Source organism: Pseudomonas sp. MYb541 (assembly GCF_037479595.1).
Lineage (GTDB): Bacteria > Pseudomonadota > Gammaproteobacteria > Pseudomonadales > Pseudomonadaceae > Aquipseudomonas > Aquipseudomonas canadensis.
In genome coordinates this window covers 211,953-231,514 of sequence record NZ_JBBGYS010000002.1, presented here as the reverse complement: position 1 = coordinate 231,514, position 19,562 = coordinate 211,953, and the positions used below count along the sequence as shown (strand labels likewise).

Genomic DNA, 19,562 nt, shown 5'->3' with positions numbered 1-19,562 from the left:
CAAAAACAAAAAAAAAAAAAACCCCCCCACCCCCCCCCCCCCCCCCCTGTTTCCAGGGCGGGCCGCTTGACGTAAAGCTATTTACATCTTGTTGAACAGGCTCAACTGCGAGATTTTCACGAAGGCCAACTGCGACGCCTCCAGCATGGTTTGCTGCAGGGTCAGGTTGATCGCCGCTTCGCCCATGTCGATGTTCGCCAGGGCGCTCATGGTCGATTTGTTGGCCAGCCCGACACTTTCGTTTTCGCTGGACTGCACGGTGAGCGCGTTCTGCCGCGCGCCGATGGAACCGCGCACGTTGTCCACTTGGTCCGCGGAACTGGTCAGGTTGCTGACAGCGGCGTTCAGGGCATCCTGCAGCTTCACCCGCGCGCCAGGAATACCGTCGGCCGGTTGCTCCAGGGCCTTGCGCAATTGGCTCAAGGTGTCGAGCGCACTCTGGGTTTTCTGGGTGCTGGCGCCGATCGCGAATTGATCACCCACAGCCGGTGTGCCACTCAAGCCAAAAGTCACACCGGCGACAGTGATCGAGTTCGGCGTGGTGGTGGTGTCGATGACGCCTGAATCAATCGGCTTGCTGTTGGCGCTGTAGGGCTGTGCAAACACCTGGAAGGCCGACGAGTCAGTGTCGCTGAACTTGACCAGCACACCGCTGTTGGCCGGGAAGGTGCTGGCATATTTAGCGGGGTTGCTGACCGTGGCATTGGTCAGCTGCGTCGGCGACGTGTTGCTAGCGGTGCGGGAGACGTTAAACGTGTCCGGCTTGGCGGCCAGGGTGAACTCACGGCCTTTGACCATGGCATCGGCATCAGGCCCGGTGGCTTTGTCGGTCAGGTCGACGGTGATATCGAACTTGACCCCGCGTATGTTGATGCTGGCGCTGCCTTCCTTGGTGGAGTCGAACGTGCCATTACCCGGGAGTTGCGAGGTGATGTCGTTGTTGTCCTTGTCGGTCACCACGTACTGGGTGCTGCTGCTGAAGGTCACTTTGTACGGCTGACCGTCGGCGAACGACTTGCTGTAGTCGACACTCGAGGTAATCAGACCGGCCGAGATGGCAACTTTGTTGTCATTCACCTGCGACGGTGTCGTCGCCGGAGGCACAGGGGCCGGCGTGGTGTATGTGGACTGGGTGCGGCTGTTGTTGGCCGCGCCTTCCAGAATGGTCTTGCCGGTGTCGCCCGTACGCACGGTCAACGTCTCGGAAACCTGCAGACTCAGCTCGTTTTCGTCGCCCTGATAATTGTAGGTGCCGTCAATGTTGCGCGAGTACGGTGGCGTATCGGTCTTGGAGCCGGAGAACAGGTAGTTGCCCGCCGCATCCTTGCTGTTGAGCAAGCCCAGCAACTGGTCTTCAAGGGCACCCACTTCGACCGAGATGGATTTGCGATCGGCATCACTGGTCACACCACCGGCCTTCAACGCCAACTGGCTGGCGGCCTGGATCGTCGCGCTGATCGCGGTCAACACGCTTTCTTCGTTAGTCAGCGAGCTCTGGATATTGGTGATGTTGCCACTGAACTGCGCCAGCATGTCTTTCTGCTGCTGCAGCATCAGCAAACGCTGCGCCGCCACCGGGTCATCCCCAGCGGTTTGCACGCGCACGCCGGAACTCGCCTGCTGCTGAGCCTGCACCACGCCGGCATAGTTGTTCTGGTACTTGGCGGCACTGGTGTCGAAATACTGCTGTGTAGAAATGCGCATCGTCCCAGACTCCCTTAAAGACTATTAATCAGCGTGCTGAAGGTTTCTTGCGCAGCCTTGATGATCTGCGACGACGCTGTGTAGTACTGCTGGAACTTGATCATGTCGCCCGCCTCTTCATCCAGGTTGACCTGGGACACGGAGTTGCGCGCATTTTTGTTAGCCGTCAGCAACGCGTTGGTGGCAGTCGTGTCCGTGGTGGCCGCTGCGGCCTTGGCGCCGACCGTCGAGACCAACTTGCTGTTGGCCCCGACCAGGCTGGTGCCGCCGGTGCCATCTGCCGCCACGCCTACGGTCGCCTTGGTTTGCAGGTTCAGCAGTTCCTGGGCATTGCGGTTGTCGGACTTGCCACTGGCGTTGAACGAAAAGGTGGTGCTGTCACCATCGGTCGGCGAGCCAGCCACCGAGGTGTCAAAGCTGAAGCTCTTGGCCGGCACCACCAGGGCGCCACTGGCATCGCGCATCGGTACGTTGATGCTGATCTTGTTGGCCTGCCCCGGAATAATGGTGCCGGTGCCGATCGGATCGCCCTTGGCGTCGTTGATCGTGTAGCTCTGGGTGCCGTCGGCCGCAGGCTTGCCAAATACCATCTTCACCGGCATCGAGTTTTCAATGCCGACGCGCAGTTGTGCGGTATTGGCGCCGCCCTGGAGATCCAGCGGCACGGTCAAGGTCGGCGGCGTGAAGGTGCCGGTGCCCTGGTTGGTTTTGCTGGCCTCGCCTTTGAGCGGTGCAGCGAAGGCAATCTTGCTCGGGTCGGTGAGGACTGTGCCGATGTCCTTCGCGCCGCTGGCGGTCGGGCTGACCTTGAAGCTGTCACCGGCCGACATCGGGCCATTTTTAAGCTCAAGGGTAAAGCCGTCGATCACCGAAGGCGGTGTGGCGGAGATATCAAAGGTGCCCATGGCTTTGCCATCGGAGCGCTGCACCGTCACTTTGTTGAGATTGGTCGGGTCACTGAAGGTGACCTTGTAATCGTAGTTGGTCAGCTTGCTGGAGTCCTTGATCGTCACACCCAGGCTACCGGCGCCTTGGTTGCCTTGGCCAGCCACACTACGCAAAGCCACCGCCGCCGCGCTGTTGATGTCCTTGAACATCGACGCGCCGAACTCACCGTTGAGGTCGATGCCCTGCCCCAACTGGCTGTTGATCGTATCGGCGGTGACGATGGCGATGCGACCCAAGTCGTTGATGGCTGGCATCAACACGTCACTGCGATAGCGCATCAGGCCGCCGATACTGCCGCCACTGATCACATTGCCTATGTCTACCGCCGTGTTACCCGGCATGTTCATCTGAATGGTGTACTGGGTCGGATCGTCCTTGCCAGGCACTGCAGAAATCGAGTTGGACTGATCGCCCAGCACCAGCGATTGACCCGTGCCGGTGCTGACACTGAACACACCGTTTTTCTCGGTGGCGGTCACGCCGATCAGCTCATTGAGCGAGCGTACGGCCTCGGCGCGCGCATCCAGCAGGTTGGCCGGCGTGGTGTTCGACGCGCCTTGAACCTGGTTGATCTGCTTGTTGAGGGACGCAATCGACGAGGTCAGTTGGTTGACCTGGTCAGCCATGGAGGTCAACTGACTGTTGATGGTCTCTTTTTGCTGGCTCAACTGGTTGGAGATCGAGTTGAACCGGTTGCTCAAGGTCTGGGCGCTGGTGAGCAGAATCTGGCGCGCCGACGTGTCGCTCGGATTGGCGGATGCGGTCTGCGCCGCCGCGAAGAACGCGCTGAGCACGGACGACATGCCGGTGGTCTTATCCGACAGCGTCTTGTCCACGGCGCTGACCTGATCCAGATACGCCTTGGCATCGCTGTTGAGCGAGGTGCTGTTCTGGTACGCCGCGTCGAGAAACTCGTTATACACCCGGCGCACATCGGCCAGGGTGGTGCCACTGCCGATGAACACGCCACCGAACTGATTGGCCGCGTTGGCGTTCTGGGTAGTCTGCTGCCGTGAGTAGCCCACTGTGTTGGCGTTGGCAATGTTGTTACTCAAGACCGACAACGATCCTTGAGCGGAATTGAGTCCTGACATCCCGATACTGAGCAAACTCATGGTTCAGACCTTATAAATGTGTGGTTGCGCCAGCGGCAGCGTAATTCTGGTAACTGTCCATCGTTTTGGCGATCTGCGAAATCTTGCTGGCATAGGCCGGATCGGTGGCGTAACCGGCTTTTTGCAACTCGCGGACAAACTGTTCCGGGTTGTCGGCCGACTTCACAACTTCTTTATAGCGATCATTGCTTTGCAGCAACGTCACCAGGTCATGGAAGCTGTCCTGATAGGAGTCGTAGGAACGGAACTGTGCCGTCTCCTTGACCATCGCTCCATCACGGAACTCGCTGGTGATCGCGCGAGCCTGGCCGCCCTGCCAACTCTGGCCGGCCTTGATGCCGAACAGGTTGTGGCTGCTGCTGCCGTCTTCGGCGCGCATCACCGATTTACCCCAGCCGGTTTCCAGGGCAGCCTGGGCCACCAGGTACTTCGGATCGACACCAATACGCGCGGCGGCCGCCTTGGCCATCGGCAACATGGTGGCGACAAATTCATCCTGCGAACTGAAGGCTTTCTTCGCCGGGGCCAACGGTGGCTGGGCCACGGCGCGGCCGTACACCTGCATGCGCCCGCTCGGCACGGCGAAGGTGCGCGCTGCACTGTTGACGACATTGTCGTCAGCGGCGCTGTTACGCAGTGGCGCGGCCTTGGCTTCGCCGGTCACCTGGGTGCTTGGCACAATGCCGGCAAGCAGGCGATCAGTCAGCTTGCTCGGCAAGGCGATGCGCCGCTGATTCATCAATTCCATGTCATTGCTATGGGCCGACGGGGCACCCGCCTGTGGCTCAGCCACGCGGTAAGCCCACAGCGGACGCTGGCCATTGGAGCGACCCAAAGGCCCGTCAGCCTGGGTGCCCGCGGCAATTTCTGTCGGCACATCAACTTTCTTCACAGGCTCGGCCGCCGCCGGGCCTTGCAAGGTGGCGGCCTGGGCCTCCACCGGTTTGTTCTTCTGCATCTGGCGCATCAGCACGTCGGCCAGGCCGATACCACCGCCTTCGCGGGACATCGAGACCGCCAACTGCTGGTCATACATTTCCTGGTACTGCTTGGCGGCGGGCGTGTTCATCGGGTTGTCCTTGCCCAACGCCTCGGTGGCCGAACGCATGGACTTGAGCATCTCGCTCAGGAACAGCGATTCGAACTCCTGCGCCACCTTGCGCATGTTGCCTTCGCTGTTCTTGTCGGCACCGACCTTGAGCTGGTTAAGCCGGTTCAAGTCGGAGTAAGACCCCGAGTCCGCCGTGCTGCTGATGCCGCTCTTGCGCATATCCATGGCCATGGCCTCAGATCACGATCAGGTCGGCTTGTAAGGCGCCGGCCTGCTTCAGTGCTTCAAGAATCGCCATCAAGTCGCCGGGCGCTGCGCCCACCTGGTTCACCGCGCGGACAATCTCATCCAGGGTGGTGCCGGGGCCGAACTTGAACATTGGCTTGGCTTCTTGCTGGGCGTTGACGCGCGAACGCGGCACCACCGCCGTCTGGCCGTTGGACAACGGCCCAGGCTGGCTGACGATCGGGTCTTCGGTGATGGTCACGGTCAGGCTGCCGTGGGTCACCGCTGCCGGCGATACCTTGACGTTCTGACCGATCACGATGGTGCCAGTACGCGAGTTGATGATGACTTTGGCCACGGCCTGGCCTGGGTCGACTTCAAGGTTTTCCAGGATCGACAGGTAATCGACGCGCTGGCTTGGGTCCAGCGGCGCGGTCACACGGATCGAGCCGCCGTCGATGGCCTGGGCCACGCCAGGGCCAAGCATGTCGTTGATCTTGTCGACCACGCGCTTGGCGGTGGTGAAGTCGGAGCGGTTGAGGTTCAGGGTCAGGCTGTTGCCTTGGTTGAAACCGCTTGGCACGGTGCGCTCAACGGTGGCACCACCCGGGATTCGACCGGCCGACGGCACGTTGACGGTGATCTTCGAACCATCGCGACCTTCGGCGTCAAAACCGCCCACCACCAGGTTGCCCTGGGCAATGGCGTAGACGTTGCCGTCGATACCCTTGAGGGGCGTCATCAGCAAGGTGCCGCCGCGCAGGCTCTTCGAGTTACCGATGGACGACACAGTGATATCCACCACCTGGCCCGGCTTGGAGAACGCCGGCAAGTCAGCACTGATCGACACCGCCGCGACGTTTTTCAACTGCACGTTGCCCGAACCCGCCGGCACCTTGATGCCGAACTGCGAGAGCATGTTGTTGAAGGTCTGCAAGGTGAACGGGGTCTGCGTGGTCTGGTCACCCGTACCGTTGAGCCCCACCACCAGGCCGTAGCCGATCAACTGGTTGGAACGCACGCCGGAAATGCTGGCGATGTCCTTCAGGCGTTCGGCCTGGGCGACAGCGCTCAAGGAAAGCAGGAGTGCGGCCGCCATCAGCTGTTTGAAGTTCAAAGTGGCCACCTAGAAAGGGAACAGCGGGCTAAGGAAGAAACGGTCGAACCAGCCCGGCTGGCTTGCATCAGCGAACGAACCTGTACCCGAGTAGGTGATGCGCGCATCGGCAATCCGCGTCGACGGCACCGTGTTGTCGGTGGAGATGTCATCGGCGCGGACCATGCCGGCAATGCGCACCAGCTCATCGCCGGTGTTGAGGGTCATCCACTTTTCACCGCGCACGGCGATGATGCCGTTGGGCAATACGTCGGCCACGGTCACGGTGATCGAACCGGTCAGGCTGTTGCCCTGCCCTGCCGCGCTCTTGCCGTTGGTGGCACGGTCGCCGCTGTAGCCGGCGCTGAGGCTGAGGTCGCCGTCACCCAATGGATTATTGGTGTTGGGCACCGCGCCGAACAACGAGGTCAGGCCGAGGTTGGCCTTGCTGGTCTTGCCGATCTGCGAGTTAGCGTTCTTGCTGGCCTGGGTGCGCTCGTTCAGGGTGATGGTGATGATGTCACCGACCCGAAACGCCTTACGGTCGCTGTACAGGTTCTGTTCGAAACCGGCCTGGTAAATCGAGCCATTGTTGGCGGCCGCTGGCAACGGCGTGCGTGGCAACACCGGCGCGTAGTACGGGTCATTGGGTTTTGGCGTCGGGGCGACACAGCCCGCGAGCACGGCAATCCCACTCAATGCCAGAACAGAAACATAGCGATTCATGACCCTTACCTCACGGTGTTGCAGGCGCCCTCAAGAGCGCCCCATAGACTTGATTACAGATTCTGCGTTACGAACGAAAGCATCTGGTCGGCGGTGGAGATCACCTTGGAGTTCATCTCGTAGGCGCGCTGGGTGGTGATCATGTTGACCATCTCCTCGACCGTGCTCACGTTGGACGTTTCCAGGGTGCTTTGCAGCGTGGTGCCGAAACCGTTCAAGCCAGGGGTACCGATTTGCGGCGCGCCGCTGGAGGCGGTTTCCAGGAACAGGTTGTTGCCCATGGCTTGCAGGCCGGCCGGGTTGATGAAGTCGGCGGTCTGCAGGTTGCCGATCACTTGCGACGCGGGGTTGCCGGCCACGGTGATGGACACGGTGCCGTCGTTGCCGACGGTGAAGGTCTTGGCGTCTGCGGGGACGACCACGGCCGGTTCCAGGGCAAAGCCGTTGGCGGTGACAATCTGACCGTTGGAATCCAGGTGGAACGTACCGTCACGCGTGTAGGACGTGGTGCCATCCGGTTGCAGGATCTGGAAGAAACCACGGCCGTTGATGGCCATGTCCAGCGGCTGGCCGGTCTGTTGCAGGTTACCGGCGCTGAAGTTCTTCTGGGTGCCGACGATCTGCACACCGGTACCCAATTGCAGGCCCGACGGCAGTTCGCTGTCCTGGGTCGACTGGGCGCCCGGCTGCTTCTTGATCTGATAGAGCAAGTCCTGGAACTCGGCACGATCACGTTTGAAACCCGTGGTCGACACGTTGGCCAAGTTGTTGGAAATGGTGGTCAGGTTGGTGTCCTGGGCGGACAAACCTGTTTTGGCAACCCATAGAGCCGGAAGCATGCTGTTCTCCTTCGTGCGCCTGTTTGTTGGCGCTGCATCGCAAAATTAGTGAGTGGGCTGCAATCAGCTCATCTGCATGACGCGAGTCATGGCCTGGTCGTCTTCCTTGGCGCTGTTCATCATCTTGATGTGCAGCTCGAACTGCTTGGAAAGCGCCAGCACCGCGGTCATTTCTTCCACCGCGTTGACGTTGCTCGCCTGCAGGAAGCCCGAGGTCAGCGTGACCGTCGCGTCAGCCTGGGCCGGCTGGCCATCCTTGGTGTGGATGGTGCCGTCGAGGCCTTTATTCATGTTCTTCAGGTCCGGTTGGACCAGCTTGATGCGGTCCACTTCAGCCATCACGCGCGGGCCTTCACCCATGGCGCGAATGCTGATGGTGCCGTCGGCACCCACTTCAATTTTCTGCTGGGGCGGCACGGCAATCGGACCACCGTTGCCCATGATCGGCATGCCGTTGCCGGCGCGCAGCACGCCCAATGCATCGACGTTCATGCTCGCGCTGCGCACGTAGGCTTCGCTGCCGTCCGGGGTCTGCACGGCCATCCAGCCATTGCCGCTGACGGCGACGTCCAGGTCACGGCCGGTCTCGATCATCGCGCCAGGAGAAAAGTCGGTGCCCGGGCGCTCAGTCAAGGCAAACGCCCGCGCCGGAAAGCTGTCACCGAACACCGGCATCGAACGTGCCTGCTCCAGGTCACGTTGGAAACCATTGGTGGAAATGTTCGCCAGGTTGTTGGCATGGGCCTTCTGCGCCAGAGCATTCTGGCTGGCGCCGGTCATTGCCACATAAAGGTACTTGTCCACGCTCTTTCCTCTTTCTGACGGACGCTTGCCGCCCACCGCTGTACTGATGAGGCTTAAGCAATTTGCGAACCAACTTTTGAAAAGAACGAGAAGTGCAGGCGGGGCGGGGGTTTGCGGCGAGGCGTGAGGATTGCCGGGTTGAGCGCGAGTCGAAAAAACGGCGGACTACTGCCGCCTGCGGCAAACACAGGTCTGATGGGTGCCAAAGAACAACGGTGGGAGGGGGCTTGCCCCCGATGACAGAGTATCAGCCAACTGTGATTTGGCTGATCCAACGCCATCGGGGGCAAGCCCCCTCCCACATTGGGTTATTTATCGGTCTTCAGGATTTCGTAATCGCGCAGTTTATTGGCGATGGTGGTGTGGGATACCCCCAGTCGCTTACCCAACTGCCGGCTGCTGGAATGCTCAGCGTACAAGGCTTCCAACACCGCCTTCTCGAAGCGGCCGACGATGTCCTCCAGGCCACCCTCCAGCGAGAAATCGCCAAGGGGCTGACGCACGCCATAATCCGGCAGCCGAATATGTTCGGCCTTGACCGTCCCGCCGTCACACAACGACACCGCCTGGAACAACACGTTTTCCAACTGCCGTACGTTGCCCGGCCAGTGGTAGTGGCTCAGGCGATCCATGGCTGCTGGCGCCAGCTTGGGCAACGGGCAGCCGATCTGGCGACTGGCCTGGTCGAGAAAGTGATCAACCAGCGGCGCCAACCCATCCAGGCATTCGCGCAGCGGTGGAATATGCAGCGACAGCACGTTGAGGCGGTGATAAAGGTCTTGGCGGAACTCACCACGGGCACACAACTCAGACAAGTCCACCTGAGTGGCGCAGATCACGCGCACGTCCAGGTACACCTCTTCATCGCTGCCTACACGTCGGAAGCATCCATCCTGCAAAAAACGCAGCAATTTCACCTGTAGCCGCGCGCTCATCTCCCCGACACCATCGAGAAACAACGTGCCGCCCGCCGTCAGCTCCAACAGCCCCAACTTGCCTTCGGCCCGCGCGCCTTCGAACGCGCCGGGGCCGTAGCCGAACAGCTCGGTCTCGGCCATCGACTCTGGCAAGCCCGCGCAGTTGAGCGCCATCAACGGCGATTGCCCACGCGGGCTGGCCAAGTGACAGGCGCGCGCCAGCAGTTCCTTGCCGGTGCCGGTTTCGCCTTCTATTAATAGAGGCGCATCGAGCGGCGCCATGCGTCGGGCTTCGCGCACCACGGCGGCCATGACTTTGGAACTTTGGAAGATGCTGTCAAAGCCACGCAGTTCCTGCTTGCGCACGTTGTAGATGCGCTCACCGACGCGGTCGGCGCGATGCAGAGTCAGCACGGCGCCGGCCATGGCCTCGCTGTCATCATGCTCGGAGGATTGCAGCGGCGCGATGTCCGCCAAGAACACGTCACCCTTGACCTTGACCCGCAGGCCGTTGATCCGCGATTTGCTGGCGCGCACCAGTTCCGGCAAGTCGAAGTCCTCGGCATACCGCGACAACGGAATGCCCGGCACCTCATCCACCCGCACCCCGAGCAACTGCGCCGCCGCGCGGTTGGCGGCGACGATAGAGCCGCCCATATCGATGGACAGTACCGGGAACTCCAGCGCGCCGAGCAGTGCATTGAGCTCCATATGCCGACGCTCGCTGGGCATCAGCCCTACCCTTTTGACGCCGAACACTCCGGCAATCGCCTCGAACTGCGGGCGTAGCGCCTGGAACTGCATGTTCACCAGATTCGGGCAAAACAGGTAGATGGCATTGCCATGCTCACCGCCGACCTCGCCCTTGGCGACGTTGACGCCGTATTCCACCAACAGGTTGAGGATGTCCCGCAGGATGCCGATGCGGTTCTGGCAGTGCACTTTGATACGCATGAAGAGGCCCGAAAAAGTGGGAAGGCGCCGCGTCTTTTTGTCGCTGGGCGCAGATAGTCGTCAAGATTATGTGACAGCTTGCAGGCTTTTCCCAGCCCAATGCAGCGGCCAGCCTCACAAGCGTAACGAATACTTTACGAAAAATGGTAAGTTTTCCTACGCGACGGCGTTCTAAACGGGTGGAATCCGGCCGCGCACGGGTTATCAATAAGCTCAACGCAGGACATAACAAGAACGAATGCCTAGCAGGAGAGCCGTATGAAGCAGACGCAGTACGTGGCCCGCGAGCCCGATGCGCAAGGTTTTATCCACTACTCGCCGGAAGAACATGCGGTGTGGAACACCCTGATCACTCGCCAGTTGAAAGTGATCGAGGGTCGCGCCTGCCAGGAATACCTGGATGGCATCGACAAGCTCGGCCTGCCCCATGACCGCATCCCGCAACTGGGCGAGATCAACCAGGTGCTGGCCGAAACCACCGGCTGGCAAGTCGCCCGTGTGCCGGCGCTGATCCCCTTCCAGACGTTCTTCGAGTTGCTGGCCAACAAGCAGTTTCCAGTGGCGACGTTTATCCGCACCCGCGAAGAACTGGACTACCTGCAAGAGCCGGACATTTTCCATGAGATCTTCGGCCACTGCCCGCTGCTGACCAATCCTTGGTTCGCCGAATTCACCCACACCTACGGCAAGCTCGGCCTGGCGGCCACCAAGGAGCAACGCGTGTACCTGGCGCGCCTGTACTGGATGACCATCGAGTTCGGCCTGGTGGACACGCCCGAAGGTCGGCGCATCTACGGTGGCGGCATTCTGTCGTCGCCCAAGGAGACGGTGTACAGCCTGTCGTCCGAGCCCGAACACCAGGTGTTCGATCCACTGGAGGCGATGCGCACGCCGTATCGCATCGACATCCTGCAACCGTTGTACTTCGTCCTCCCCAACCTCAAGCGCCTGTTCGAAGTGGCCCAGGAAGACATCATGGGCATGGTGGAGCGCGGGATGCAGCTGGGTTTGCATGCCCCGAAGTTTCCCCCAAAACCCAAAGCTGCGTGAACCTTACATCTTGAGGCCAGGTGAGTCTGTTCCCTGGCCGCGCGTTGCTTTAGGGTGACGCTACTGATCTTCAAACACTCGAATTCAGGACACCATCATGACCACCTTGAACCAAGCCCACTGCGAAGCCTGCCGTGCCGATGCCCCTCAAGTCAGCGACGAAGAACTGCCGGTACTGCTCAAGCAGATCCCCGACTGGAACATCGAAGTCCGTGACGGTGTGATGCAACTGGAAAAGGTCTTCCTGTTCAAGAACTTCAAATTCGCCCTGGCCTTCACCAACACCATGGGTGAAATCTCCGAAGCCGAAGGCCATCACCCAGGCCTGCTCACCGAGTGGGGCAAGGTCACCGTGACCTGGTGGAGCCATTCCATCAAGGGCCTGCACCGCAACGACTTCATCATGGCCGCGCGCACCGACGAAGTGGCCAAGGACGCCGAGGGCCGCAAGTAATGCATTTCGATGCCATTGGCCGCGTACCCGGCGACCCGATCCTCGGGCTGATGGACCTGTACGCCCAGGATGCCAACCCGAATAAGTTCGACCTCGGCGTGGGTGTCTATAAAGACGACCAAGGCCTGACGCCAATTCCACACTCGGTAAAACTGGCCGAACAGCGCCTGGTGGACACACAAACCACCAAGACCTACATCGGCGGCCACGGCAATGCGGCGTTCGGCAAGCTGATCAGCGAGCTGGTCCTCGGCGCGGACTCCGCGCTGATCCGCGAGCGACGTGCCGGCGCCACCCAGACCCCAGGAGGCACCGGCGCCCTGCGCCTGAGCGCCGACTTCATTGCGCACAACCTGCCCGGTCGTGGCGTCTGGTTGAGCAACCCGACCTGGCCGATCCACGAAACGATCTTTGCCAAGGCCGGGATCCCGGTGAGTCATTACCCTTACGTGGGCGCTGACAACCGCCTGGATGTGGCGGCGATGCTCGCCACCCTGTCCACCGTGCCCGAGGGCGACGTGGTGCTGCTGCACGCCTGCTGCCATAACCCGACCGGTTTCGACCTGTCCCAGGACGACTGGCGCCAGGTGCTGCAGATCGTGCGCGAGCGCCAGTTGCTGCCACTGATCGACTTCGCCTACCAAGGCTTTGGCGATGGTTTGGAGCAGGATGCCTGGGCGGTGCGGCTGTTTGCGGCCGAGTTGCCGGAAGTGCTGGTCACCAGTTCGTGCTCGAAGAACTTCGGCCTGTACAGCGACCGTGTCGGCGCGTTGATCGTGTGCGCGGCGGATGCCGAGAAACTGACGGATGTGCGCAGCCAACTGGCCAACACGGCGCGCAACCTGTGGTCGACGCCCCCGGACCATGGTGCTGCGGTAGTGGCGACCATTCTGGGCGATGCCGAGCTGAAAACGCTATGGAGCAACGAGGTCGAAGCCATGCGCTCGCGGATCGCACACCTGCGTTCGGGCTTGGTTGAGGCGTTGGCGCCACACGGTCTGTCGGAGCGGTTTGCGCATATCGGGGCGCAGCGTGGGATGTTCTCCTACACCGGCTTGAGTGCCGAACAGGTGAAGCAACTGCGCGAGAAACACAGCGTGTACATGGTGAGTTCGGGGCGGGCTAACGTGGCGGGGGCTGATGCGACGCGTCTGGCATTGCTCGCCGAGGCCATAGCCGACGTCTCCAACTGACGAAATTGGAACCAAATGTGGGAGCGGGCTTGCTCGCGAATGCGGTGTATCAGTCAGTACATTTGGTGACTGACACATTGCATTCGCGAGCAAGCCCGCTCCCACATTTAAACCGAGTAGGGCCGTCAGCCTGTGACCATCTCTGCTTTCAGCAGTGCCTCTTTCGCCTGCGCATCCGCCAACCGATACAACTCGATACTCCCATCCCAGTGCTCGATCAACGCTGTGCACGACTCCACCCAATCTCCGCAGTTGAGGTAATCCACCTCGCCCACCTTGCGAATCTCCGCATGGTGGATATGCCCGCACACCACACCATGCAACTCGCGCTTGGTCACCTCGTGGGCGATGGCTTCTTCGAAGTCGCTGATGAAGTTCACGGCCGTCTTGACCTTGTGCTTGAGGTACGCCGACAGCGACCAATAGCCATAGCCGTAGCGCGCACGCCAGTGGTTCAGCCAGCGGTTCAGCGTGAGGGTGAACTCGTAGGCCGAGTCACCGAGGAACGCCAGCCAGCGGTGGTAGCGGGTGATCACGTCGAACTGATCGCCATGAATCACCAACAAATGCCGGCCATCGGCAGTCACGTGCACCGCTTCGTCCACCAGTTGGATATTGCCCAGGATCAACTTGGAATAACGGCGCAGGAACTCGTCATGGTTGCCGGTGACATAGATCACCTCGGTGCCACGCTTGGCCATGGTCAGCAGGCGGCGGATCACGTTGGTATGGGCCTGGGGCCAATACATGCCGCCACGCAGTTTCCAACCGTCAATGATGTCACCGACCAGGTAGACCTTGTCCGCGTGATAGCCCTTGAGGAACTGCGATAAATGTTCGGCCTGGCAATCCCGGGTGCCCAGATGCACATCGGAAATCCACAGGGTACGAACCCGTTGCTTGCGGCTGGGCTTGGCGAACTCGGCACTGGTCATGGGCATCCCTCGACGGTGTTTTCGCGAGCTTGCGCCCTGGCGATTAATAGCCCATGACAACTGTGCGTCAGTCTGATGACAGCGCTCAGGGCCTGCAAACCGTTGTAGACTGCCAGCTTGCCGCCCAGGAGACCGCAATGGGACCCACCCTCACCCTACGCCACTACGTCGACGCGCCCCTCGCTCACAGCCATGACCATGCGCAGCTGGTATTCGGCCTGTCCGGGCACCTGGACCTGGAGGTGGACGGCCGTGGCAGCCAAGTGCGCGAAAGCAGCGTGATGGTGCTGCCCTTCTCCGCCCACCACGCGTGCGGCAGTCGCGACGGTAGCCGCTGCCTGGTGCTGGATGTGCCCACTGAGCATTGGGTGCTGCAATCGTTGGGCGAGCATGCCGATGCCAGTCGTCGCCTGCTCGATCAGCCCGCGCGGCTGACGTTGGACTCGCGGCAAAGCCAGCTAGTGCAATGGCTGGCGCACAGCCCGGTGCATGACCCGTTGATCGTGCAGCAAGGCGCGGTGCTGTTGCTGGCCAGCCTGAATCATCCGCTGGACCAACCCCTACCAGGCCGGCGCCTTCCGTATGCGGCGTTCAATGCACATATCGAACGGCATGTTGCGCACCCACTGCAGGTGGCCGACCTGGCACGTATCGCCGAGCTGTCGGTGGCGCGCCTGCACGCACGCTTCATGGCGGAATGCGGGCAAACACCGATGGACTACATCCGCAGCCGTCGCCTGCACATGGCCTTGGACCTGTTGCGCAAGACACCGCTGCCCATCGGTGAAATTGCCGATCGCGTCGGTTACGCCTCGCAAAGCGCCTTCGCCGCCGCGATGCTGCGAGAGTTTGGCGCCTCGCCGGGCGCTTTGCGTCGCAACCCGTAGGAAGAGTTTCGCGATAAACATCGCGAGCCGGACGACAGACACCCACGCGGGCGACCCACTAGACTGCGTTTCTGTCACCCCCATGACTCAAGGATCGCAATGACTCCCCGTTCAGCCCTCGGCGCCCTGCATATCGGCGCATTGATGTTTGGCCTCACCGGCGTATTCGGCAAACTGGCGGCCGCCTCCCCGGCCATCATCGTCTTTGGTCGCGCCGTGTTTGCCGTGGTAGCACTGGCGGTATTCGCACGGTTTGCCAGCAGCACCGCCTGGAAAACCCTGGAACTGCGCGACTGGCGCCGGCTGCTGATCAGCGGCGTGTTGCTGGCGGCGCACTGGGTGACCTTCTTTATTGCCGTGAAAGTAGCCGGCGTGGCGGTTGCAACCTTGGGCTTCACCGCATTTCCGGCCTTTACCGTGATCCTCGAAGGGCTGATTTTCCGCGAGCGCATCCGCGCCAACGAAGTGCTGCTGGTGGTGCTGGTCAGCGTCGGCCTGGTATTGGTGACCCCGGACTTCAACCTCGCCAGCGAAGCCACCGGTGGGTTGCTCTGGGGGATCGCCTCGGGGCTGCTGTTTTCCCTGCTGTCACTGAACAACCGCGCCAGTTCCGGACGTATCCCGGCGGTGCAGGCAGCGCTGTGCCAGAACGTGGTGGTCGCCGTGTGCTTGTTGCCCGTGGCGGCGCCCGGTCTGACAGAGGTGCGCGCGATTGACTGGTTATGGATAGGCCTGCTCGGGGTGTTCTGCACCGGCCTGGCCCACAGCCTGTTTGTCGCCAGCCTCGCGGTGATCAAGGCGCGCACCGCTTCGGTGGTGTTTGCCATGGAACCGGTCTACGGCATTACCGCGGCCTGGCTGCTGTTTGCCGAAACCCCGACGCTGCGCATGCTCCTGGGCGGCGTGCTGATCATCGTCGCAATCGTGCTTTCCGGGTTGATGGGTGGTGCCAGCCAGGCCAAACAGCCCGTTGCAACGACTTGATCTACACTTTGAACATCCGCAACAGTTTGTCGTCGTTCAACGGATAACCGACAGCTCGATGACAGCCTGGGTATTTTCTGAAGTTGCTGCACGCGAGTGGTCACAACCTCAACGCGATGCGGGAGCTTTACCATGGAAATGCTCATCAATTTGTTAGTGCAGATCATCAGCGGCGCCGTCGGCGGCAACATCGCCGGCATGACCAAACAGAGCCTCGGGACCGGGCTCAATACCCTGATCGGCGGTGCCGGCGGGCTGGTGGTCGGCCAAGTCGTCGCGGCACTCACAGGCACCTCGGGCGGCGAAGCCCTGGACGTGGCGGCAGTGGGCAGCAACATTGTCGGCGGTGGTGTCGGCGGACTGGTGCTGACGTGGGTGATTGGCTTCATCAAGCAAAAGATGGCGGCCAAATAACCACCGTGTCACCGCCCTCACACGGCGGTGACGTTTATTGCGTACGGTCGTTATGCCCCAGGTCACGCTGCGGGTCGATCTGGTCACGTACGCGCTGCTTGAGCACCTTGGCCTCGGGAAAACCGCCGTCCGCCTTGCGCTCCCAAATCTGCACGCCATCACACGTGATACGAAACGCGCCGCCGGTGGCCGGTTCCAGCGCCACTTTGCCCAAGTCATCGGCAAACGTGCTCAACAGTTCCTGCGCCAACCAGGCGGCGCGCAGTAGCCACTGGCACTGGGTGCAATAGGTGATGACGATCTCGGGTTTAATCGAAGACATAATTTGAGAGGCTCCAGGCGTAACGGGCTCAGCGGATCGAGTGGCTATAATAGCGGCCTTTATCGCCCAGCCTCGAGATTCATGATGCGCCGCCTGCTGTCCTGCCTGTTTCTTTGCCTGCTACCCCTTTTCGCCGACGCCGTCGAACCGCCACGCCCGAAAATCGGCCTGGTGCTGTCTGGCGGTGCCGCCCGTGGGCTGGCGCATATCGGCGTGCTCAAGGCGCTGGAGGAGCAAGGTATACAGATCGATGCGATTGCCGGCACCAGCATGGGCGCGGTGATTGGCGGGCTGTACGCCTCGGGCTACAAGATCGATGAGTTGGAAAAACTGGCGCTGAGCATCGACTGGCAACAGGCACTGTCCGACGCACCGCCTCGGGAAGACGTGCCGTTCCGGCGCAAGCAGGATGACCGGGATTTCCTGGTCAAACAGAAACTCAGCTTTCGCGACGATGGCAGCCTGGGCCTGCCACTGGGCGTAATCCAAGGCCAGAACCTGGCGTTGCTGCTGGAAAGCATGTTCGCCCACAGCAGCAACACGCGTAACTTCGACAAGCTGCCGATCCCCTTTCGCGCGGTGGCGACCGATATCACCACCGGCGAAAAAGTGGTGTTCCGCAAGGGCCACCTGCCCCAGGTGATCCGCGCCAGCATGTCGATCCCGGCGGTCTTCGCGCCAGTGGAGCTGGATGGCCGGCTGCTGGTGGACGGCGGCATGACCGATAACATCCCGCTGGATGTGGCGCGGGAAATGGGCGTGGATATCGCCATCGTCGTCGACATCGGCACCCCGCTGCGTTCGCGCAAACAACTGGCGACGGTGGTGGACGTGCTCAACCAATCGATCACCCTGATGACCCGGCGCAACTCCGAAGAGCAGCTCAAAGACCTGCACCCCAAGGACGTGCTGATCCAGCCACCCCTCGCCGCCTATGGCGTAACTGATTTCGGCCGCGCCAAGGACATGATCGATGCCGGTTACCGCGCTACCCGCGCCCTCGACGCGCGCCTGGCCCACCTGCGCCCCGCCGAGCCGGTCGACCCGCAACTGGTGGCCGCCCGCACACCCGGCGAACGCACGCCGGTCATCACCGCCATCAACGTGGAAAACGACTCGAAAGTCAGCGACGACGTGATCCGCTACTACATCCGCCAACCCCTGGGCGAGCCGCTGAACCTGGGCCGCCTGCAATCGGACATGGGCACCTTGTACGGCCTGGATTACTTCGAGCAGGTGCAATACCGCGTGGTGAAAAAGGGCCAGGACAATACCTTGGTCATCAGCGCGCGCGGCAAACGCAGCGGCACCGACTACCTGCGCCTCGGCCTGAACCTGTCAGATGACATGCGTGGCGACAGCGCCTTCAACCTCGGTGCCAGCTACCGCATGAACGGCATCAACCGCCTCGGCGCCGAATGGCTGACGCGGGTGCAGATTGGTGATCGCCAAGAGCTGTACAGTGAGTTCTATCAGCCGATGGACACCGGCTCGCGTTACTTTGTCGCGCCGTACATCAGCGCCCAGGCACAGAACGTCGAGCTGATCCTGGACAACGACCCCATCTCCGAATATCGCCTTGAACGCTACGGTTTCGGCTTGAACGTCGGACGGCAGATCGGCAACAGCGGCGAGATCCGCTTCGGCGTCGGCGAAGCCTGGGGCAAGGCGGATGTGCGCATCGGTGACAGGGATTTGCCCAGCGTGAGTTTCAGCGAAGGCTTCTATGAACTGAAGTACTCCTTCGATTCCCTGGACAACGTGTACTTTCCCCATACTGGCGAAGACATCGGCCTGGCCTACCGCGAGTTCGAACCGGGCCTGGGCTCGGACCAGCGCTACCGCCAGTGGGAGTTCAAGCTCGACAAAGCCATGAGCCACGGCCCGGATACGCTGGTGCTGGGCGGACGTTACGGGCGCACCCTGGATGATTCGGACGTGGTGATTTCCAGCTTCCTGCTGGGCGGTGCGCGGCAGTTGTCGGGCTTTCGCCAGGACGCGATCTCGGGGCAGAACATCAGCCTGATGCGCGCGGTGTACTACCGCCGTCTCACACCGCGTTCGTACCTGCCGCTGGATTTCCCACTGTACCTGGGCGCGTCACTGGAACGCGGGCGGGCGTGGAACAACGACAATGAATTCGACAGCGGGTATATCAACGCGGCGAGTATTTTCCTGGGCTTTGATACACCGTTGGGGCCGCTGAATTTCAGCTACGGGTTCAATGATGACAACCAGAAGGCGGTGTACCTGAACCTGGGGCAGACGTTCTAAAAAGGTCGTTCGCAAAACTAATGTGGGAGCTGGCTTGCCTGCGATGCAGGCACCTCGATTTTTCAGTTGCTCCGAGGTGATGCTATCGCAGGCAAGCCAGCTCCCACATTTTCGACCTGCCGCTTATGCAAGGTCAGGATTTTTCCAAGTTAGCCAGAATGTGCCCATGCACGCGCATGCACACGCTCAAGTCGGCTTCGTCCACGCCTACAAAGAGCTCATGACGCAGGGCGGTGGCGATGGTTTCGATTTGTTCGATCAGCGGGCGAGCGGTATCGCACAGCAGGATGCGCTTGGCACGGCGGTCTTCCACCACGGCCTGGCGTTGCACCAGGCCCTGGCCTTCAAGGCTGTCCAGCAGGCGGGCCAGTGTCGGCCCTTCTACACCAACGCTTTGCGCCAGCTCACGCTGGGTAGGGGCTTCTTCAAAACGGGCCAGGTGCAACAGCACCAGCCAGCGCGCCTGGGACAAGCCAAGCCCCGCCAGCCGGCGATCCAGCTCGGCGCGCCAACCACGGGACATCTGCGCCAACTGCATGCCAAATCGGTGTTGATCGGTTAACGGCATAAAAAACTCATGTTTAAGACTGAAAATAAAGTGTGGCTAATTATTAGTCAGCTAAGCATGAGCTTTGCCCATAGGCAAGAGTTGCTATGTACTGATTCGTTA

The 19,562-nt window shown here is 61.2% G+C and carries 18 protein-coding genes; 7 read left to right on the top strand and 11 right to left on the bottom strand.

Features of this window, described 5'->3' with window-relative positions:
* Nucleotides 1–81: 81 nt before the first annotated feature.
* From WH299_RS02450 to WH299_RS02415, 8 genes are all read right to left on the bottom strand, one after another.
* Entirely contained in the window at nt 82–1,704 is a 1,623-nt protein-coding gene (locus WH299_RS02450) for a flagellar hook-associated protein 3 (protein ID WP_122726726.1), read from the bottom strand.
* Nucleotides 1,705–1,718: 14 nt separating this feature from the next.
* Entirely contained in the window at nt 1,719–3,767 is a 2,049-nt protein-coding gene (flgK, locus tag WH299_RS02445) for a flagellar hook-associated protein FlgK (protein WP_339549517.1), read from the bottom strand.
* A gap of 10 nt (nt 3,768–3,777) precedes the next feature.
* A complete protein-coding gene (gene flgJ, locus WH299_RS02440) occupies nt 3,778–5,049 on the bottom strand; it encodes a flagellar assembly peptidoglycan hydrolase FlgJ (protein ID WP_061449189.1) in 1,272 nt (423 codons plus the stop codon).
* Between the two features lie 4 nt (nt 5,050–5,053).
* Nucleotides 5,054–6,142, bottom strand: coding sequence for a flagellar basal body P-ring protein FlgI (locus tag WH299_RS02435; RefSeq protein ID WP_033901075.1), 1,089 nt, complete (start codon nt 6,140–6,142; stop codon nt 5,054–5,056).
* Between the two features lie 27 nt (nt 6,143–6,169).
* Complete coding sequence (flgH, locus tag WH299_RS02430) at nt 6,170–6,865, bottom strand: flagellar basal body L-ring protein FlgH (RefSeq protein ID WP_028617341.1); 696 nt, start codon at nt 6,863–6,865, stop codon at nt 6,170–6,172.
* 53 nt (nt 6,866–6,918) lie between these two features.
* A complete protein-coding gene (flgG, locus tag WH299_RS02425; RefSeq protein ID WP_005790105.1) occupies nt 6,919–7,704 on the bottom strand; it encodes a flagellar basal-body rod protein FlgG in 786 nt (261 codons plus the stop codon).
* A 63-nt stretch (nt 7,705–7,767) separates the two neighbouring features.
* A complete protein-coding gene (locus tag WH299_RS02420) occupies nt 7,768–8,508 on the bottom strand; it encodes a flagellar basal body rod protein FlgF (RefSeq protein WP_015885209.1) in 741 nt (246 codons plus the stop codon).
* Between the two features lie 308 nt (nt 8,509–8,816).
* Entirely contained in the window at nt 8,817–10,379 is a 1,563-nt protein-coding gene (locus WH299_RS02415; RefSeq protein ID WP_122726722.1) for a sigma-54-dependent transcriptional regulator, read from the bottom strand.
* A gap of 258 nt (nt 10,380–10,637) precedes the next feature.
* Between WH299_RS02415 and phhA the strand changes: the two genes are divergently transcribed.
* The 3 genes from phhA to WH299_RS02400 all read left to right on the top strand — a co-directional run bounded on the left by phhA (nt 10,638) and on the right by WH299_RS02400 (nt 13,076).
* On the top strand, nt 10,638–11,429 hold the full coding sequence (gene phhA / locus WH299_RS02410; RefSeq protein WP_028617343.1) for a phenylalanine 4-monooxygenase: 792 nt from the start codon (nt 10,638–10,640) through the stop codon (nt 11,427–11,429).
* Nucleotides 11,430–11,526: 97 nt separating this feature from the next.
* Entirely contained in the window at nt 11,527–11,883 is a 357-nt protein-coding gene (locus tag WH299_RS02405; protein WP_339549516.1) for a 4a-hydroxytetrahydrobiopterin dehydratase, read from the top strand.
* Entirely contained in the window at nt 11,883–13,076 is a 1,194-nt protein-coding gene (locus WH299_RS02400) for an amino acid aminotransferase (protein WP_123474468.1), read from the top strand. The genes WH299_RS02405 and WH299_RS02400 overlap by 1 nt, the downstream gene beginning before the upstream one ends.
* A gap of 125 nt (nt 13,077–13,201) precedes the next feature.
* Here the strand turns inward: WH299_RS02400 and WH299_RS02395 are convergent, their stop codons facing one another.
* A complete protein-coding gene (locus tag WH299_RS02395) occupies nt 13,202–14,011 on the bottom strand; it encodes a UDP-2,3-diacylglucosamine diphosphatase (RefSeq protein ID WP_122726718.1) in 810 nt (269 codons plus the stop codon).
* Between the two features lie 137 nt (nt 14,012–14,148).
* Here WH299_RS02395 and WH299_RS02390 point away from each other — a divergent pair, with 137 nt between their 5' ends.
* From WH299_RS02390 to WH299_RS02380, 3 genes are all read left to right on the top strand, one after another.
* The gene (locus tag WH299_RS02390; protein ID WP_323624059.1) at nt 14,149–14,898 is read left to right on the top strand and encodes an AraC family transcriptional regulator; all 750 of its coding nucleotides are present in this window, start codon (nt 14,149–14,151) and stop codon (nt 14,896–14,898) included.
* Nucleotides 14,899–14,997: 99 nt separating this feature from the next.
* Entirely contained in the window at nt 14,998–15,882 is an 885-nt protein-coding gene (locus WH299_RS02385) for a DMT family transporter (RefSeq protein ID WP_339549515.1), read from the top strand.
* 132 nt (nt 15,883–16,014) lie between these two features.
* Nucleotides 16,015–16,296, top strand: coding sequence for a hypothetical protein (locus WH299_RS02380; protein ID WP_339549514.1), 282 nt, complete (start codon nt 16,015–16,017; stop codon nt 16,294–16,296).
* A gap of 34 nt (nt 16,297–16,330) precedes the next feature.
* On the opposite strand, the gene WH299_RS02375 is transcribed toward WH299_RS02380, so the two are convergent.
* Complete coding sequence (locus WH299_RS02375; protein ID WP_028617348.1) at nt 16,331–16,618, bottom strand: SelT/SelW/SelH family protein; 288 nt, start codon at nt 16,616–16,618, stop codon at nt 16,331–16,333.
* An 84-nt stretch (nt 16,619–16,702) separates the two neighbouring features.
* Between WH299_RS02375 and WH299_RS02370 the strand changes: the two genes are divergently transcribed.
* Entirely contained in the window at nt 16,703–18,892 is a 2,190-nt protein-coding gene (locus tag WH299_RS02370; protein WP_339549522.1) for a patatin-like phospholipase family protein, read from the top strand.
* 133 nt (nt 18,893–19,025) lie between these two features.
* On the opposite strand, the gene WH299_RS02365 is transcribed toward WH299_RS02370, so the two are convergent.
* Nucleotides 19,026–19,460 carry a MarR family transcriptional regulator gene (locus WH299_RS02365; RefSeq protein WP_028617350.1) on the bottom strand — a complete coding sequence of 145 codons (435 nt, stop codon included), beginning with the start codon at nt 19,458–19,460 and terminating at the stop codon, nt 19,026–19,028.
* Nucleotides 19,461–19,562 lie beyond the last annotated feature (102 nt).

Coding starts and splice junctions, on each gene's coding strand:
- WH299_RS02375 (WP_028617348.1), bottom strand. CDS start 16,618: ATGTCTTCGATTAAACCCGAGATCGTCATCACCTATTGCACCCAGTGC.
- flgJ (WP_061449189.1), bottom strand. CDS start 5,049: ATGGCCATGGATATGCGCAAGAGCGGCATCAGCAGCACGGCGGACTCG.
- flgH (WP_028617341.1), bottom strand. CDS start 6,865: ATGAATCGCTATGTTTCTGTTCTGGCATTGAGTGGGATTGCCGTGCTC.
- WH299_RS02435 (WP_033901075.1), bottom strand. CDS start 6,142: ATGGCGGCCGCACTCCTGCTTTCCTTGAGCGCTGTCGCCCAGGCCGAA.
- WH299_RS02390 (WP_323624059.1), top strand. CDS start 14,149: ATGGGACCCACCCTCACCCTACGCCACTACGTCGACGCGCCCCTCGCT.
- phhA (WP_028617343.1), top strand. CDS start 10,638: ATGAAGCAGACGCAGTACGTGGCCCGCGAGCCCGATGCGCAAGGTTTT.
- WH299_RS02405 (WP_339549516.1), top strand. CDS start 11,527: ATGACCACCTTGAACCAAGCCCACTGCGAAGCCTGCCGTGCCGATGCC.
- WH299_RS02365 (WP_028617350.1), bottom strand. CDS start 19,460: ATGCCGTTAACCGATCAACACCGATTTGGCATGCAGTTGGCGCAGATG.
- WH299_RS02415 (WP_122726722.1), bottom strand. CDS start 10,379: ATGCGTATCAAAGTGCACTGCCAGAACCGCATCGGCATCCTGCGGGAC.
- WH299_RS02400 (WP_123474468.1), top strand. CDS start 11,883: ATGCATTTCGATGCCATTGGCCGCGTACCCGGCGACCCGATCCTCGGG.
- flgK (WP_339549517.1), bottom strand. CDS start 3,767: ATGAGTTTGCTCAGTATCGGGATGTCAGGACTCAATTCCGCTCAAGGA.
- WH299_RS02450 (WP_122726726.1), bottom strand. CDS start 1,704: ATGCGCATTTCTACACAGCAGTATTTCGACACCAGTGCCGCCAAGTAC.
- WH299_RS02380 (WP_339549514.1), top strand. CDS start 16,015: ATGGAAATGCTCATCAATTTGTTAGTGCAGATCATCAGCGGCGCCGTC.
- WH299_RS02385 (WP_339549515.1), top strand. CDS start 14,998: ATGACTCCCCGTTCAGCCCTCGGCGCCCTGCATATCGGCGCATTGATG.
- WH299_RS02370 (WP_339549522.1), top strand. CDS start 16,703: ATGCGCCGCCTGCTGTCCTGCCTGTTTCTTTGCCTGCTACCCCTTTTC.
- WH299_RS02395 (WP_122726718.1), bottom strand. CDS start 14,011: ATGACCAGTGCCGAGTTCGCCAAGCCCAGCCGCAAGCAACGGGTTCGT.
- flgG (WP_005790105.1), bottom strand. CDS start 7,704: ATGCTTCCGGCTCTATGGGTTGCCAAAACAGGTTTGTCCGCCCAGGAC.